The sequence below is a fragment of the Gallibacterium faecale genome (assembly GCF_027920745.1).
Lineage (GTDB): Bacteria > Pseudomonadota > Gammaproteobacteria > Enterobacterales > Pasteurellaceae > Gallibacterium > Gallibacterium faecale.
Window position 1 is genome coordinate 1 of the sequence record NZ_JAQIBB010000056.1, and the last position, 15,092, is coordinate 15,092.

The 15,092-nt window shown below is 40.5% G+C and carries 23 protein-coding genes; all 23 read left to right on the forward strand.

All coding sequences use genetic code 11. The features are described 5' to 3' along the window. Positions 1–290: 290 nt before the first annotated feature. The 23 genes from PF272_RS05645 to PF272_RS05755 all read left to right on the forward strand — a co-directional run bounded on the left by PF272_RS05645 (position 291) and on the right by PF272_RS05755 (position 15,092). Positions 291–479, forward strand: coding sequence for a hypothetical protein (locus PF272_RS05645; RefSeq protein ID WP_271141970.1), 189 nt, complete (start codon positions 291–293; stop codon positions 477–479). 1 nt (position 480) lies between these two features. Next, entirely contained in the window at positions 481–1,179 is a 699-nt protein-coding gene (locus PF272_RS05650) for a DUF2786 domain-containing protein (protein ID WP_271141971.1), read from the forward strand. After that, positions 1,179–1,736, forward strand: coding sequence for a hypothetical protein (locus PF272_RS05655; RefSeq protein WP_271141972.1), 558 nt, complete (start codon positions 1,179–1,181; stop codon positions 1,734–1,736). The genes PF272_RS05650 and PF272_RS05655 overlap by 1 nt, the downstream gene beginning before the upstream one ends. Then, complete coding sequence (locus tag PF272_RS05660) at positions 1,723–2,139, forward strand: gp16 family protein (protein WP_271141973.1); 417 nt, start codon at positions 1,723–1,725, stop codon at positions 2,137–2,139. Before PF272_RS05655 ends, PF272_RS05660 begins: the two co-directional genes overlap by 14 nt. A 46-nt stretch (positions 2,140–2,185) precedes the next feature. Then, the gene (locus PF272_RS05665; RefSeq protein WP_271141974.1) at positions 2,186–2,752 is read left to right on the forward strand and encodes a KilA-N domain-containing protein; all 567 of its coding nucleotides are present in this window, start codon (positions 2,186–2,188) and stop codon (positions 2,750–2,752) included. A gap of 364 nt (positions 2,753–3,116) precedes the next feature. Beyond that, the gene (locus PF272_RS05670) at positions 3,117–3,761 is read left to right on the forward strand and encodes an antA/AntB antirepressor family protein (RefSeq protein WP_271141975.1); all 645 of its coding nucleotides are present in this window, start codon (positions 3,117–3,119) and stop codon (positions 3,759–3,761) included. Between the two features lie 7 nt (positions 3,762–3,768). Next, positions 3,769–3,978 carry a hypothetical protein gene (locus PF272_RS05675; RefSeq protein WP_271141976.1) on the forward strand — a complete coding sequence of 70 codons (210 nt, stop codon included), beginning with the start codon at positions 3,769–3,771 and terminating at the stop codon, positions 3,976–3,978. Positions 3,979–4,026: 48 nt separating this feature from the next. Continuing rightward, positions 4,027–4,575 carry a hypothetical protein gene (locus PF272_RS05680; RefSeq protein ID WP_271141977.1) on the forward strand — a complete coding sequence of 183 codons (549 nt, stop codon included), beginning with the start codon at positions 4,027–4,029 and terminating at the stop codon, positions 4,573–4,575. Between the two features lie 566 nt (positions 4,576–5,141). After that, the gene (locus PF272_RS05685) at positions 5,142–5,600 is read left to right on the forward strand and encodes a hypothetical protein (RefSeq protein WP_271141978.1); all 459 of its coding nucleotides are present in this window, start codon (positions 5,142–5,144) and stop codon (positions 5,598–5,600) included. 110 nt (positions 5,601–5,710) lie between these two features. Next, the gene (locus tag PF272_RS05690) at positions 5,711–6,133 is read left to right on the forward strand and encodes a Mor transcription activator family protein (protein WP_271141979.1); all 423 of its coding nucleotides are present in this window, start codon (positions 5,711–5,713) and stop codon (positions 6,131–6,133) included. A gap of 79 nt (positions 6,134–6,212) precedes the next feature. Then, on the forward strand, positions 6,213–6,755 hold the full coding sequence (locus PF272_RS05695; protein ID WP_271141980.1) for an N-acetylmuramoyl-L-alanine amidase: 543 nt from the start codon (positions 6,213–6,215) through the stop codon (positions 6,753–6,755). Between the two features lie 9 nt (positions 6,756–6,764). Beyond that, positions 6,765–6,914, forward strand: a complete 150-nt coding sequence (locus PF272_RS05700; protein WP_271141981.1) for a hypothetical protein — start codon at positions 6,765–6,767, stop codon at positions 6,912–6,914. Continuing rightward, complete coding sequence (locus PF272_RS05705) at positions 6,898–7,059, forward strand: hypothetical protein (protein ID WP_271141982.1); 162 nt, start codon at positions 6,898–6,900, stop codon at positions 7,057–7,059. The genes PF272_RS05700 and PF272_RS05705 overlap by 17 nt, the downstream gene beginning before the upstream one ends. After that, positions 7,050–7,271, forward strand: a complete 222-nt coding sequence (locus tag PF272_RS05710) for a DUF2644 domain-containing protein (protein ID WP_271141983.1) — start codon at positions 7,050–7,052, stop codon at positions 7,269–7,271. The genes PF272_RS05705 and PF272_RS05710 overlap by 10 nt, the downstream gene beginning before the upstream one ends. Next, positions 7,271–7,522, forward strand: coding sequence for a DUF2681 domain-containing protein (locus PF272_RS05715; RefSeq protein ID WP_271141984.1), 252 nt, complete (start codon positions 7,271–7,273; stop codon positions 7,520–7,522). Before PF272_RS05710 ends, PF272_RS05715 begins: the two co-directional genes overlap by 1 nt. A gap of 110 nt (positions 7,523–7,632) precedes the next feature. Continuing rightward, positions 7,633–7,887, forward strand: coding sequence for a hypothetical protein (locus tag PF272_RS05720; protein WP_271141985.1), 255 nt, complete (start codon positions 7,633–7,635; stop codon positions 7,885–7,887). Next, positions 7,887–8,141, forward strand: coding sequence for a hypothetical protein (locus PF272_RS05725; RefSeq protein ID WP_271141986.1), 255 nt, complete (start codon positions 7,887–7,889; stop codon positions 8,139–8,141). Before PF272_RS05720 ends, PF272_RS05725 begins: the two co-directional genes overlap by 1 nt. Positions 8,142–8,143: 2 nt before the next feature. Then, entirely contained in the window at positions 8,144–8,641 is a 498-nt protein-coding gene (locus PF272_RS05730) for a DUF1804 family protein (RefSeq protein WP_271141987.1), read from the forward strand. 106 nt (positions 8,642–8,747) lie between these two features. After that, entirely contained in the window at positions 8,748–10,391 is a 1,644-nt protein-coding gene (gene terL, locus PF272_RS05735; protein ID WP_271142008.1) for a phage terminase large subunit, read from the forward strand. Positions 10,392–10,393: 2 nt separating this feature from the next. After that, positions 10,394–12,013, forward strand: a complete 1,620-nt coding sequence (locus PF272_RS05740; protein ID WP_271141988.1) for a DUF935 domain-containing protein — start codon at positions 10,394–10,396, stop codon at positions 12,011–12,013. Next, entirely contained in the window at positions 12,000–13,271 is a 1,272-nt protein-coding gene (locus PF272_RS05745) for a phage minor head protein (RefSeq protein ID WP_271141989.1), read from the forward strand. The genes PF272_RS05740 and PF272_RS05745 overlap by 14 nt, the downstream gene beginning before the upstream one ends. A 113-nt stretch (positions 13,272–13,384) precedes the next feature. Beyond that, complete coding sequence (locus PF272_RS05750) at positions 13,385–13,846, forward strand: phage virion morphogenesis protein (protein ID WP_271141990.1); 462 nt, start codon at positions 13,385–13,387, stop codon at positions 13,844–13,846. 226 nt (positions 13,847–14,072) lie between these two features. Further along, positions 14,073–15,092 carry a phage protease gene (locus PF272_RS05755; protein WP_271141991.1) on the forward strand — a complete coding sequence of 340 codons (1,020 nt, stop codon included), beginning with the start codon at positions 14,073–14,075 and terminating at the stop codon, positions 15,090–15,092.

Below are 15,092 nucleotides of genomic sequence, written 5' to 3' on the forward strand. Positions count from 1 at the left end.
TTAAAAGATGCATATGACTTTTATAAAGAGGTTAAAAAAATAAAGAAGCTATTGCGCGTGGATGCTTGCAAGACGCCTATGACTGGATTTTTGAAGAGCTTGATGCGTTATTTGCAGAAAACAATGAGCGGGAGGAATAAGTGTGGTTTGTGATGATTATTGTATTAGCTTTTTTTGTCTTATTGGGATGGATAGCGTGGTTAGAAACTAGAGGTTAAAACCCTTTTCAATGCCCTTTAAACCTGGTTTAAGGGGCATTTATAAAGTGTTTTAATTTAAGAGGAAATCCGATGAAACAAGTAACAAAACAAGACATTATTGAGCAACTTGCCGAAGCCATGTCAACGATTGAGCAGTCAATTTGGTTGTTAAACGATGATGACATAAAAAACGCTAATAAGTTGCTTGATGCAGGCATGATAACCGCAGCAAGAGCGGCTCAGAGGTTGAAATTATTGAGTAATAATCAAGGAAATTAAGATGTCAGATAAGATTTTAAAAAAAATTAAGAAATTGCTTGCATTAAGCAAATCAACTAATCCACACGAGGCAGCTAAAGCACTGGAAATGGCGCAAAAATTAATGGCAGAACATCAAATTGATTATGTTGATGTTGAAGTATCATCAATACATAACAAAAAGAAGTTTGCAATGAATACTGCTCTATATGTCCTAATGCTGGCAGGGCTTTTACGCAAAGCATTTGGTGTTGAAGCCTATGTAAGTAATTGTTATGACAATAGTAGCAAATGGGGTGAAAAACAATGTCATGTTGTGTTTTATGGCGTAGAAGAAAAGCCAATTATCGCCTCATATTGTTTTGATGTGTTATACCGTCAACTACAATCTGCCAGAAAAGCATTTTACGCAAAACAGAATAAGCGATTAAAACGCAGTACATTAATTGCAAGAGCTGATGCATTTTGTGAAGGATGGGTGTTGGGCGTATCTAAAAATGTGCAACAATTTGTTGCCTCTGAAAAAGAAAACAACTTAATGACGGCTTACAAAGAAAGAATGGAAGCAGAAAGAACGTTTGGTACTCATAGCGGGCGGGAATGTGGCAATACCAAAGAAAAAGGCGATAACTCTCGCTGGCTTGGCTTTGAAGAAGGTAAAAAAGTAGAGTTGCATCATGGTGTAAATGGACAAGAGTTGAAAAAATTGGGGGCGCAATAATGAAATTAGGTCGCTGTCCAATTTGCCACTCTGACATCCATTTAGACCAGCTCTTAGAAGATGATGCAGGGCGAGAATTATTGGCACTAATTGCCAAGTGTAAATATGACGTTGCACGCCCATTAGTCGCGTACATTAGTCTTTTTCGCCCTGAGAAGTCAGGCTTGTCTAATAGTCGAGCGGTTAAATTAATCAAAGACGTGTTTGCACTATATCCGCAGTCTTTGCTACTTGCGCAAGCACTGAGCGATACAGTACAAGCAGTGCAAAATAAACGACGTAACGCACAAAATATTGCGCCGCTGACAAATCACAATTACCTAAAATCAGTGTACGAAACCATTGCACCGAAGTTTGCCAGCACCGTAGGCGAACCAATGCAAACAAAAGAGGTGCTTGAGCAACAAAAACAAGCAGAAGAACAGCGTAAAATCAATGACACCATTATGTATATTGACCGGTTATATCATATCGGACAAGCGATTGAACATCTTGCAGGGTATGATGTCTGGCTAAGTTGGAAACAGGAACAGGAGCGACTTAATGGAAACGCGTAACAGTTTGATCCAAAAAATCCATATCGCTAAAACACAATTACAGCTTGATGACGACACTTACCAAGGCATCCTAGCAAACACAGTGGGAAAAACAAGTTGCAAAGACTGCAATATAAGCGAATTAATCAAAGTATTAGATCAGTTTAAAGCGCAAGGGTTTGTCGTGAAATCGAATAAACATGGAAAACGCCCAACAGCGAGTAAAAATAATCCAACTCGCCAACAATATATCAATAAGATTGAAGCGATTATCGCCTCAGAAAAACTCCCCTGGTCTTATGTACACGGTATTTGTCAAAAATCATTTGGTAAAGCAAGACTCCAGTTTTGTGATGACCGGGAATTGCAAAAAGTGATGCAAATGTTAGCAGTCTATCAATATCGGAAACAACGGAAAAAATAAAAGACATGTATTAAGACTTAATATCAAACAACGCTGGAGAACAACCATGACCAACCAACTCACCTTAAACAACCACACTATTAGCTTAGACGAACACGGACGCATCAGTTTAAACACCTTGCATCAATTAAGTGGTCAAGGCAGTGCGAAAAAACCAGATAACTGGTTACGTTTACAAAGCACCCAAGAATTAATTGCCGAAATATCCCAGTTCTCAGATCTGAGAACTGCCCCTTTACAAGTGATTAATGGCGGTATAAACCGAGGTACCTACGCCCACGAATTGCTGGCGATTAGCTATGCAGGTTGGATAAGCCCTCGTTTTCAGCTCCAAGTCAATCAAGCCTTTTTGGATAGCAAACGACAGCCCATATCAGTAAAAAATGATATTCAGATAAATAAAGATGAATATATTGACTTGCTAAAATATAAAATTCAGTGCTTAGAACAGAATCAGCATAAAACAACTCGTTCTGCTCCTAAACCATTAAGTTTAGAAGAAAAACAAAAAATTGCTCAACTAAGCCAACAAGGCTACCACTATCGCCATATTGCTAGACAGCTTAACCGCTCTTTCTCAGCTGTTAGAGCGGTGATAAGAGAACAAAAATAACAACACATTTTGCAGAAAATGCTTTTTCAGCTTGACGCAAAACCAAAAAAAGTTTATTTTGCGATCAAGCTCGAAAAGCTAACGTAAAACGGACGCCACAACCGTTATTTCGTGGTATTTTTTTATCCACAATTTGAGTATCAGCACGCCCCGAGCGTCGGAATACCTAAAAGTGCGGTAGGAAAATGAAAAAAAATCTAAACAATGGTCGGGAGTGTGGTGAATACAACACTCGCAAGGGGAATAAATCCAGTTGATTTTACGCAACTTTTCGGCTCCCGACCGCCTAACTTACCGAATGATCAAATTTGAACATTCGAGAAAATCAATAAGTTAGCGATTACCCTCGAAAAGGAAACGTAAAATGACAAACTTACCTATCAAAGCCTTCACTGGCACAATCAATAATCAAACTGTTCAACTAATTAATGTTCGTGATCTCCATAAAGTTTTACGAGTGAAAACTCGTTTTGATATTTGGATTAGTCGCCGTTTATTAAATGGTTATTTTCGTGAAAACCTTGATTTTATCGAATGCTCAAATTTGAGTAATCGTGGATTTTTTAAAACAGAAGTCAAAGACTACCACCTTACTATCGACACTGCCAAACACCTCTGCCTAATGGAGCATAGCGAAATTGGCTATAAAATCCGTCAACAATTTATTGATGACGACAATAAAATGCGTGCCTTAATTCCCCAATTAACCGCAGAATTAGCCGAAGCGAAGCAACAACTTATTAGTATTCCCACCTTTCTCCGCCAAAACCCGAACCATGCCTATCGCCTTGCTGAACAGGCAAAAACTGCCTTTTTAAGGATTCACCCAAAGGCAAAAGCGTTACAACGTTATCGGGAAATGGGCTTAAATACCGCTGAAATAGCAACATTACTCGAATTAAGCGTCCATCAAGTGAAACGATTAATTACCCAAATGATTAAACTCGGCTTTTTTGATGCCAAAAATGGCAATCAATACACCACAAAACAGTTAAGTTTATTAGTATAAGGGGGCAATGATGAACAATATTAATCAATACGACAAAATTGAGGATATTCGCCAAGTGGCAGAGGGTTTAAAGAGCTTACAACATCTGCTCGAAATCGTGGATAATACCGCAGATCAAATTAGTTTAACTCAGCTTGCTTGCCTAATTGGGGCATTAGCCTTTAAATTAAATTGTGATGTGGATCAGATGCTAACAATATTAAGCTCGACAAAATAAGTAAAACTTTATAAGGTAAACCTCATTCGTTATGAATGAGGTTTTTTTATGGAGGAAAAAGTGAGAAATAAATTGTTATTAATATTGTTTACAATTACATCATTCTCAAATGCAAGTTTATTTGGAACAGATTTGCCTAAATGTGATGAAGTAAATGATACGTTATCAGAAATATTAGCGAATAGAACAAAAGAGACAGGGATAGATCTAACAATGAAAGGTATATCATCAATTAAAGAAGTTCCTGATGATAATCAGAAAGACGTTCGTACTTGTTATGCAATGTTACAAACGCCAATGTACAATAAGTTAGAAGTTTTGTATTCAATTTCTCCATATGAAAACAATCAATATTATGTCCAAATTGAAGAAGCGAATCCAATCATTGATAGTGAAACATTGGCTAATGCAACTAATGAAATGAATAATAAATTAGGACAAGATAAATTAGAAGCATTTGAATTAGCAAAAAAATATGGAGATATGAAAGAAGCTTGTTTATCTTTAAGTGTAGCTAAAAACTTTTTTCTTGATGCAAAAAATGAAGAACAGTATGCAAAAGTAAAAGAGCTACTTAAGGAAAATTGCGAGCATTAACTTAAGATTAGAACATAATGCGTATGAAACCCCAGTATAAAAGCTGGGATTTTTTTTGCATACAAATTCATAAAACATCCATATTTTTTCACTTTTTATTCATATTTCCTATTATTTCCTATTATTTACCACTCATTACTCATTTTTTATGCAAAAAATAACGTAGTTTTTAGCGTTTTTAAGACACTTTTTCTTTGGACGGATCCCGACTCAAAAAAACAGTTTTTTGCTCACTATGACGCACTGTGGAAGTTTTAAAGGGGTTTAATAGGTATGAACGATCAATCTATTGATCTTATTTGATTTTGGCGATAGAATGATCACAATATCTAGTGGTAGTTCTATTGTTCAATCACTAGATAGAGGAAACCCCAAATAAGTAATACTTATTTGGGGTATCAAAAGGGTTGTCATATACCGATGTTTCGCAGACAGAAATATATGATGACCTAACAAACAGCCTGCTTTAAAACGAAAAACAAGTGTTTGTGTGTAACCTAAACACCACATAATCATACCTTTTTGTTTTTCGTTTTTAAAGCAAAAATTAACAAAAAGGTGAAAAAATGCCATTAAAAAGCATTAATGTCCCTCAAGCGGACGATCTTAATAAAGTAATTGCGGTGGTGGAATGCAAATATCAACATGGTTATCTTTCTTCCTCTTTGCTTCATTTAACGGAAAGACAAGTCGATTATTATGCGCATAGTGCAAGGATACTTGGTTTCTTTGATGTTAACTTTAATTTAACACAATCTGGTGTTAATTTGGCGATTGCTCCAGTACAGATGCGGATGCAAATACTTTCTTCAGCATTTCGTGCTAGTGATGTTTATCTAGAGTGGCGTAATTGGTCATCAAATTCAGGTTTAATGATGCAAGGGCACGCAAGCCAATTTTTGGCAGATTATTTTTCAACAGCAAATCTACCAAAAAATCAATGTTTATCAGATAACCAGCAAGGAACGGGTACCATATCTCGACGAGCTAAAACGCTTGAAGATTGGTATTCTAGGCTTTACTAAATAATAATCCCGCCTAGTGCGGGATTTTTTATAAAAAGTATCCTCCAAAACTCCACTCTTTTAAAAATCTCGTGTTTTAATAGCCCTCAAAATTATAGGAGGGCTATTAAATGGACCAACTAACCTTAAATGATGTGCGTTATTGTTTGCCAGAAGTCGTATTAGAGATGATTGATGTGCTTGGATTTGCCGATACGCAGCAAGTCATTGATAAATTCGGTGGGACGCGTCTCTATTTTATGGATAAATCGCACTATTACAAACTAATCAAAGAAACGATTAATGAAAATGTAGCGAAAAAAATGCGTGATTTTTTTCGCACGGAGTCGGTGTATATCCCGCGTTGCGAAGTAGCGTTACGACTATTGCGTAATCTCCAATTTAAAGCCGAATATGACTATCTTACTAACAATGGGGTAAGCGGTCGTATGGCGATGGTACAACTCTGTCCGAAGTACAATATCACTGACCGCACAGGTTGGCTGATCCTAAAGCAAAACTGGCAACAAGCCTATCAACAAGATTTATTTTAGTGCTGAAATGCTGCACCAGTTTTAATTCCCCTTTTTTTTAGAAAATACCTCTACTTAATCATAGTTTGAGGTATTTTTTATGTCTTTTCCAATCACAAAAATTGTTGTGCATTGCAGCGCAACACAAAACGGCAAACTATTACGCACAAAAACACACACCTCCGCACAAGTCATTGACGGCTGGCACGCTAAACGCGGATTTAAGCGTCGCGCAAATCCCCCTATCTTTAATCCTCATCTCCCTCACATCGGTTATCACTTTGTGATTGATACCGACGGCACGGTCGAAACTGGTCGCCAAGTCGGTGAAATTGGCGCTCACGTTAAAGGACATAACGCTGGCTCAATCGGAATTTGTCTTGTTGGGGGTATTAGCATTGATGGTAAAAATTTTGGTCGCTATACCGCTAAGCAGTGGCAAGCATTACACAAGCTATTACGAGAATTAGAAGCGAAATTCCCACGTGCAAAAATCTGCGGACACCGGGACCTCTCTCCAGATTTAAATCACGACGGCAAAATCACATCAAATGAGTGGCTCAAGGATTGTCCATGTTTTGATGTGTGGGAGTGGCTAGATAGCGGTGAAGTGATTAACACAGACCATTTGTTTAATGAATAAGGAGAAAAAATGAGTGCAATAACCATTATTGCTACCACCCTAATTATCGGCTGCTGTTTTAAAGTTGGCGAGGCAATCGGTGCATGCATTGGCGACCAAATTAAATACCGCTATGTGTTATGGCGTGATAAACGGAGTAAAGATGAACAAGCAAGCTAAAAAATTAAAGTCAAAATTAAAACGAATTAAAGTGCATGGACCAGGGTTTATCGGTCAACAAAGTAAATTAGCTATACAAAGTCAAGCGCATAATGACGGGCTAACAAAAGCACAAATTATTTTTAGGAGATTGATATGCAATTAAGCGATTTAATCACTAACGACAATGGTCGCCTCTCAACAACAGCTTTTATCCAATTTTTTGGGGCATTGTTGATGGCGGGTGTGCTGACTTATTGCGTCTATCTTGACCGCAGCTATACACCAGAACTCTTTATGACCTTTGCAATTTTTTGTGGCGGGGGCGTTGCAACTAAAGGGTTTGCGAATGCGATTAAACGCAAAGGAGAGGAATAATGTGGCAAGTCTATTTATTAGGTGCAGCACTGCTTGCCTTTGTTGTCGGTTATTTACACGCGCGTTGGCAGGGTAAAAAAATCGCAGAACAAGCAAAACAGATCGAACAAGTACAAGCCGAAGCGAAAGCGATTGCGGAGGAATTAGACAATGCAGAACAACGTAAAAAGATTGAGCAAGCTAATCGTCGCCTTACTGCTCATGGGGTTGATGAGCAGTTGCAGTCAAAAGGTTACTTCCGTGAGGATTAGTGGTTGCACCTCGTTTGGATTGATTTATCCGAGTCGTAAAGACACCGACGACACCAAACGCCAAGTGCTTAACCATAATTTAACCTACGAGCGTGTGTGTGGAGGGCAAAATGGATCTGCAAATTAGTGGCGAATGGGTCTTTAACGGCATGGTGTCGATTGCTGTAACCTTTGTTGGCTTTTGGTTACGCTCGGTCAAAGAGGAACTCAAAGAGCTAAAAAGTGAGTGCAAAGATATCCGCAATCAATATCAGACCAAAGAGTTAGCGAAAGTGCAGTCTACACACACGGATAGTATTTTGGCAGAAATCAGGGATGAACTTAAAGCGATGAATCATAAATTGGATAAAAAGGTGGATAAATAATGTCAGCACGTACACAAAAACGACTCGCTCAACAAAATACTAACGAGAAATTAGACGAACTACTGGATTTAAGTAAAGAGGCAAACCGCAAAATCGACCGCATCGGCGAACGCGTCGATAATATCGACAATCGCTTGTCATCACTAGAAATGCAAGTCGGTAAAGTCACCACCAAGGCGTTTGTTGCCGGTGGCTTAGGTGGGGCGATTGTAACCGTCGGGATTGAGCTACTTAAAGCCAAATTTGGAGGCTAATAATGGCGCATGATGCACAAACCAAAGCACAACTCCGTCGTTATTACGTCTTTGACTTTTTTACGCTTGAGCAAGCTGCAGAAAAAGCAGGTGTCTCTTTTCCGACAGCACGACGCTGGAAAAAGCAAGCTGAAGAATTGGGCGATGATTGGGATAAAGTGCGTGATGCCCAATCCATTGCGGGTGGAAAAATTGAAGAAGTCGCTAAGGGAATGCTAACCCGTTTTGTGTTGCATTTTTCATCAGTGATGGACGAGTTAGAACAATCTGAGTTACCGCCGTCCGAAAAAGCGGAACTATTAAGTGGCTTAGGCGACAGCTTTACTAAAATGACCGCCGCCAGTAAGCGTATTTTACCTGAGGTTTCTGAGTTAGCCGTTGCACTTAAAACGGTTGAATTGTTGGGTGAGTTTATCCAAACCAACAAACCACAACTATTAAGCGAATTTGTTGAGTTGCTAGATGCCTTTGGGCAAACGCTAAATAAGGAGTTTAAGTAATGACCCTCTGTACGTTTGTGTGTGTAATTTTCGCTTGCCTCTCTGCCCGTGATGGCGGTGCATGGGGGTGGTGGGTATTGTTAGCAGTATTATTGGACGGCAACAAATGAAAAGCAAAGATTTTATCAAAGAGCTTGCCGCCTATGCCGATAGTTTACGCCAGAAACTCGAAGCCTCATTTGACGGCTGGGATGATAATCCGAAAGCTGTCGCAGAACGGCGGGCTAAGGTATTGGATAAAGAACAGGGCTATGATTATTTTGTGAGCCACTATTTTCCGCATTATGTGCGTTCTGCCTCAAAATCACTGCTCCACCGCTATTTATTTGCCCGTTTACCGCAAATCTTACAGCAACCAAAAAGCTGCTTAGATGCGATTGCCGCACCGCGTGGCGAAGCAAAATCCACTTTAGTGTCACAACTCTTTACGTTGTACTGCTTAATTACTCAACAGAAAAAATACTGTTTGATTGTGATGGACAGTATCGACCAAGCCTACCCCATGCTTGAAGCGATTAAGGTCGAGTTGGCATTTAACCAACGCTTACGCATTGATTTTCCCGAAGTGGCAGGGCAAGGACGGGTTTGGCAAGCGGCAACCATTATTACTAATGCAAACCAAAAAGTACAAGTCGCAGGGTCGGGCAAAAAATTACGGGGCTTACGCCATGGGGCGTATCGTCCAGATTTAGTGGTGCTGGATGATATCGAAAATGACGAACAAGTCCGCAGTCCTGATCAACGGGATAAATTGCACAACTGGTTGAAAAAGACCGTATTACCACTTGGCTCTGCCGACGGTAAATTAGATATTGTTTACATCGGCACCATCTTGCACTACGACAGTGTGCTGAATCGTACGCTTGCGAGTAAAGCGTGGCATACCGCCAAATTTAAAGCATTAATTAGCCTGCCAGACAATATGGCGTTGTGGGATAAGTGGGAAGCCTTTTATCTTAATGAGGGTGAAGCGGTTGCCGATGCGTTTTATCTTGCAAATAAAACGGAGATGGATGCTGGCTCGGAAATCTCGTGGGAAGCTCGTCCACTGCTTACGCTAATGAAAATCCGTGCCAGAGACGGACACAGCACGTTTGATAGCGAATATCAAAATGACCCAATCAGCAGTGATGACGCGATATTTGCAAATAGTATCCAATATTGGACAGCGTTGCCTGATGACTTGATTTTTTATGGCTCACTTGACCCATCAATGGGTAAAGCCGGAGCAAGTCGTGACCCGTCCGCAATTTTAGTCGGTGGTTATCATCGTCCAACCGGTAAATTGTATGTAGTTGAGGCACAAGTCAAAAAACGCTTACCTGATTTGATGATTGAGGATGTGATTAGGTTACAACAACAGTATCAATGCAAACGCTGGTTTGTCGAAACGGTGCAATTTCAGGAATTTTTTAAAGATGAACTCGTCAAACGCTCAGCGCAGCGACACTGCCCTGTACCGGCAACGGCGGTTAAGCCTAATACCGACAAAATGCTACGTATTGAGAGTCTGCAACCGCATATTGCAAACGGTTTGATCTTGCTACATCACAGTCAGTCTACCTTGATATCACAATTGCGTCACTTTCCAAAAGCCGACCACGATGACGGCCCGGACGCGCTAGAGATGCTGTGGCGCAATGCGGTGAACAACAGTGCGTTGATTGAGTGGCAAAGCCTTGCCGAGAGTGGTATTGAAACTGATTTTGATGATAGCGATGAGGATTTATACAGTATTTGGCGGAGTTAATTATGGCAAAGAAAAAGAATAAACAGCGACAACAGTTAAGATTACAGCAACAAAAAAAATTAGATACCGCATTACAAACGGCACGCGTTACAGAAACAGGACGCATTATTGCAGACCATCCGAGTCATAAAATCACGCCAAGTAAAATGCAGTCCATCTTTGAGTCGGCAGAAAGTGGCGAATTAAAAGAACAACACGAACTCTTTGCTGATATTGAAGAACGGGATAGTGATATTGCGGCGAATATTGCTACGCGTAAACGTGCGGTACTCACGTTTGACTGGCATATTGCTGAGCCACGTAACGCCACACCGCAAGAAGAAGCGTTACAGCAAGAGATTGACGAACTCTTTTACCAGATGACCAACTTTGAAGATTTGGTGATGGATTTAATGGATGCGGTGGGACATGGTTTTGTTGCACTTGAAATTGACTGGCAATTTGTCAATGGCAAATGGTTACCGAAACGCTTTATCCACCGCCCGCAATCGTGGTTTAAGCTCGATAAAGACGACAATCTGTTACTTAAAACGCAGGAGAATTATGAGGGAGAGCCGTTACAACCGTATAAATGGGTGGTGCATACCCATAAATCACGCTCGACCCAATTAGCTCGTGTGGGGCTTTACCGCACGCTCGCGTGGCTTTATATGTTTAAGCATTACTCCGTCCACGACTTTGCCGAGTTTTTGGAGCTGTACGGTATGCCTATCCGAATTGGGAAATATGGTGCGGGGGCAACCGAAGCGGAAAAACGCACCTTACTGCGAGCATTAGCCCAAATTGGACATAATGCCGCGGGGATTATGCCCGAGTCGATGACCGTCGAATTGCATAATGTCGCTAATGGGGTAAGCCAAGGGAACAATCCTTTCTTGCAAATGGTGGACTGGTGCGAAAAGTCGATTGCCCGTTTAATTTTAGGACAAACTTTAACATCAGGAGCGGATGGTAAAACCAGCACTAATGCCTTGGGGCAAGTGCATAACGAAGTACGACGTGATTTGTTAGTGTCTGATGCAAAACAGTTGGCTCAAACGATTACGCAACAGATTATCTTGCCGTATATCCAAATTAACATTAATCCAACTATCGACCCGATGCGGATTCCTTATTTTGAGTTTGATACTAAAGAAGTCGAAGATTTAACAAAATATGCCGAAGCGTTGCCAAAATTAGTGGGAGTTGGGGTAAAAATCCCCGAACAATGGGTGCGTGATAAGCTCGGTATCCCCGACGCAGAAGAGGACGAAGCAATTTTAAACGCCGTTAAAACGGATTTTAAACCTGATTTAAAAGCGGAAAAAACGGCATTATCAACTCACCCTGCGGGGTGTCCTTGTGGCTGTCAACAAGGAATAGCATTGTCTGCGGTAGATAATGAGCAACAAGTATTGGATAGTGAGCTCGATAAAGCACTAGCAAATGTTGATTTTAACGCACAACTTGATCCGATGGTCAAACAAGTTGTCGGTATATTGCAAACTGTTGAGAGTTATGAGGCGGCGTTTGAAGTACTGGCACAACGCTACCCGACTTTAAATACCCAACAGCATCAAGACTATCTGACTAAAGCAATTTTTTTGTCAGAATTACTAGGAGCACACAGTGTCGGACGTTAGTTTTGCGTTTAATCTTGCCCCCGAAAAAGCAATAGAGTTTTTAAAGCAAAAACGACTGTATTTAAATGGTGTGGATATTGACGAGTTGCAGTTAAGTGCGAGAGGACGAGCAGCTAAGATTGCTAATTTAACCAGTCTTGAGATGATGCAAGATATTTATCAATCGTTGATAGACGCCAAAGCAGAGGGAAAAGCCTTTGGCGAATGGCGCAAAGGTTTATTAGCGCATCTTGATAAAAAAGGCTGGTTACATACTGAAAAAGTCGGGCGCAAGCAAAAAACATTAATTGCAGATCCGAAAACGGGGGAAGTTTTTGGGACACCGTGGCGACTGAATACGATTTATCGCACGAATGTTCAAGCTGCGTATTCTGCACAGCGGTATCAACAACAACGTGATAATGCTTTGCATCGCCCTTATTGGCAATATTCTGCTGTCGGCGATAGTCGCACGCGTCCAAGTCATGCAGCGTTAAACGGTAAAGTCTATCGGTATGATGATCCGTTTTGGCGGACATTTTACCCGCCAAACGGCTTTAATTGCCGTTGTAGTGTGATTGCACTCAGTCAACGCCAAGTTGACAAAGAAAATATCACGGTTGAAACCGCTGAGCTTGAAGAGTACATCAATGAAAAAACGGACTATCGCACAACAGGTGTAAAAGTGGGGGATCGTGTCTTTATTGCGGATAAAGGCTTTGATTATCATGCGGGACGTAGTGTGTATAAACCTAATTTAGACCGTTATCCTGAACAACTTGCGCATCAATTTGCCAAGCGTGAAATGAGTGGTGAGAGTTTTAAATTAGATTATCAACAACTACAACGTGAATTAACGCCTTATCTCGCACAATTAGCGAAATTAACTGGAACAGATAAAAGTAATAAGCTAGTTGAAGTCCGAAATCTCTTACGCAAAGAATATAAGTTTGCTGCAGGCGTGTTAAGTGAAACGACACAAGAGATAATGCAAACACCATTAAAAACGGTGTGGTTATCTGATGATAGCTTAATAAAGCAGATTGTGAACCGGGAAAGCCAAGCATTTACAGCAGATGATTATGCTATATTGCCTGATATTTTATATCAGCCGACAAAAGTGGTGGAGGATAATATACAAGATAATTATCGTTTTTATCACAATGTGAATGGTAAGAAAATGGTAATAGTGATCAAGGTCTTAAGAAAGACTAATGAAATATTTTTGCAATCATTTAGACAGGTAAGTGAGAAGCAATGGAAAAAAGTATTTGAATAGTTTGTGGCTAGGCAGGGCTCGAACCCACTGCACACAATCCCCGACACTCTTTCAGTCGTTCGTCCGCGATCCTCGAGATTCATCGCTTTTCTAGCCACGTTTAGGATATTACTATGATTAAAATAGAAGTCAACGACCTAGAACAATTAATCAATCAGCTGTCACAATTAAAAGATGGGATTGTTTATAAAGCTCCGTTAATGCGACAGCTTGCAGGGACAATGAAGACCGCCGTTGATCGCAATTTTGCAGCAGGTGGTCGTCCAAAATGGTTGGGGCTAAAAGCAAGGCAAGGTAAACCGTTAATTGATAGCGGAGAGTTGCGTAACAGTATCCAACAAACCTGGGATAATGATTATGCCATGGTCGGTACGAACCTCCCTTATGCGGCATTACATCATTTTGGTGGCACGATTAGCGCAAAACGGGCGAAGTACCTTAAATTTAAAGTGGGTGATAAGTGGGTACAGAAAAAACACGTCACGATTCCCGCACGTCCATTTATGCTTTTAACAGAAGACGACAAAAACGAAATGATACAGGATATTCAATCCTATTTTCAAAAATTGATTTAATACCCGATAAAACGCCCGTGTTGGCGTTTTTGCTTTTTTAGGTACAATTTATCGTGCAAAATTTTTTAAAACGTTTTAAAAGCGATTTAAAAAGATTTAAAAACACTCTCACTGCGTATTTCTTTACGCATCCAAATCCCAGAAAAAAATCAAGTGCTGAAATCGTGCAGCACGAGCATTTTTTTATCAACGTTATCCTGTAATCCTCAACAGGAGGATTGCATTCATGAAATTAACTGCCATTGTTTGTAGCGAGATTAAACAGCCTAACGGACGTATCCAGTTATTTCCGTTTGGGCGGTTTTATCCGTCTGATGGTCGTCCAGAGGGTAAAGGGGGCTGGTATGTAGATGACACAAACGGTTATGCGTTAGCGGATAAGATTAATCAATCTACCGTCAAGATGATGATTGATTACGAGCACCAAACCTTATTTATTGCACAAAACGGACGGGGAAATCCCGCGGCGGGTTGGATTGCTCATGCAGAATATATTTCTGGCGAAGGCTTGTTTGCCGATGTCGAGTGGACAGACAAAGCCTCTGCACAAATTAAAGACAAAGAATACCGCTACATCTCACCTTATTTTTACACCGACGACAACGGCAAAGTGTTAGACGTGATTAATGCGGCACTAACAAATCGTCCCGCACTACACGAATTGCACGAAGCGATTGCCACATCTCAACTTTACCAACATCAACAAGAGGACAAACCAATGCTGAAATTATTGCAAGCATTATTTGATTTACCTGATGCCTCCGAAGAAGTCATCAAAGAAAAATTAACGGCATTATCTGCCGAAAAAACGAAAGCAGGGATTGCTCTGAGTGCTGTTTATAGCGAATTGGCAACACAACAACAAAAAGCAGTGGCGTTATCTGCACAAGAACCAGACCCAACCAAGTATGTCGCACTGTCTGAAATGAAAGCCGTACAAGATGAATTACGCCAGCTTAAAGAAAGTGTTGTGACCGATAAAGTCGAAAAAATGGTCGAGGTGGCATTATCAGAGGGGACATTACTCCCGGCACAAAAAGAGTGGGCAGTGAAACTCGGTAAAGTCAATCTACAAGCCTTATCCGATTATTTGTCGGTTGCCCCAAAACATAATCTCGGGGAAAAACAAGCTAAAGGGGATCCAAATGGGCAAAAAGTCGCACTGTCTGCTGAAGATAAGTGTGTCGCTAAAATGCTGGGATTGACCGAAGAAGAGTTTATCAAAAATAAAGAATTAGGAGCATAA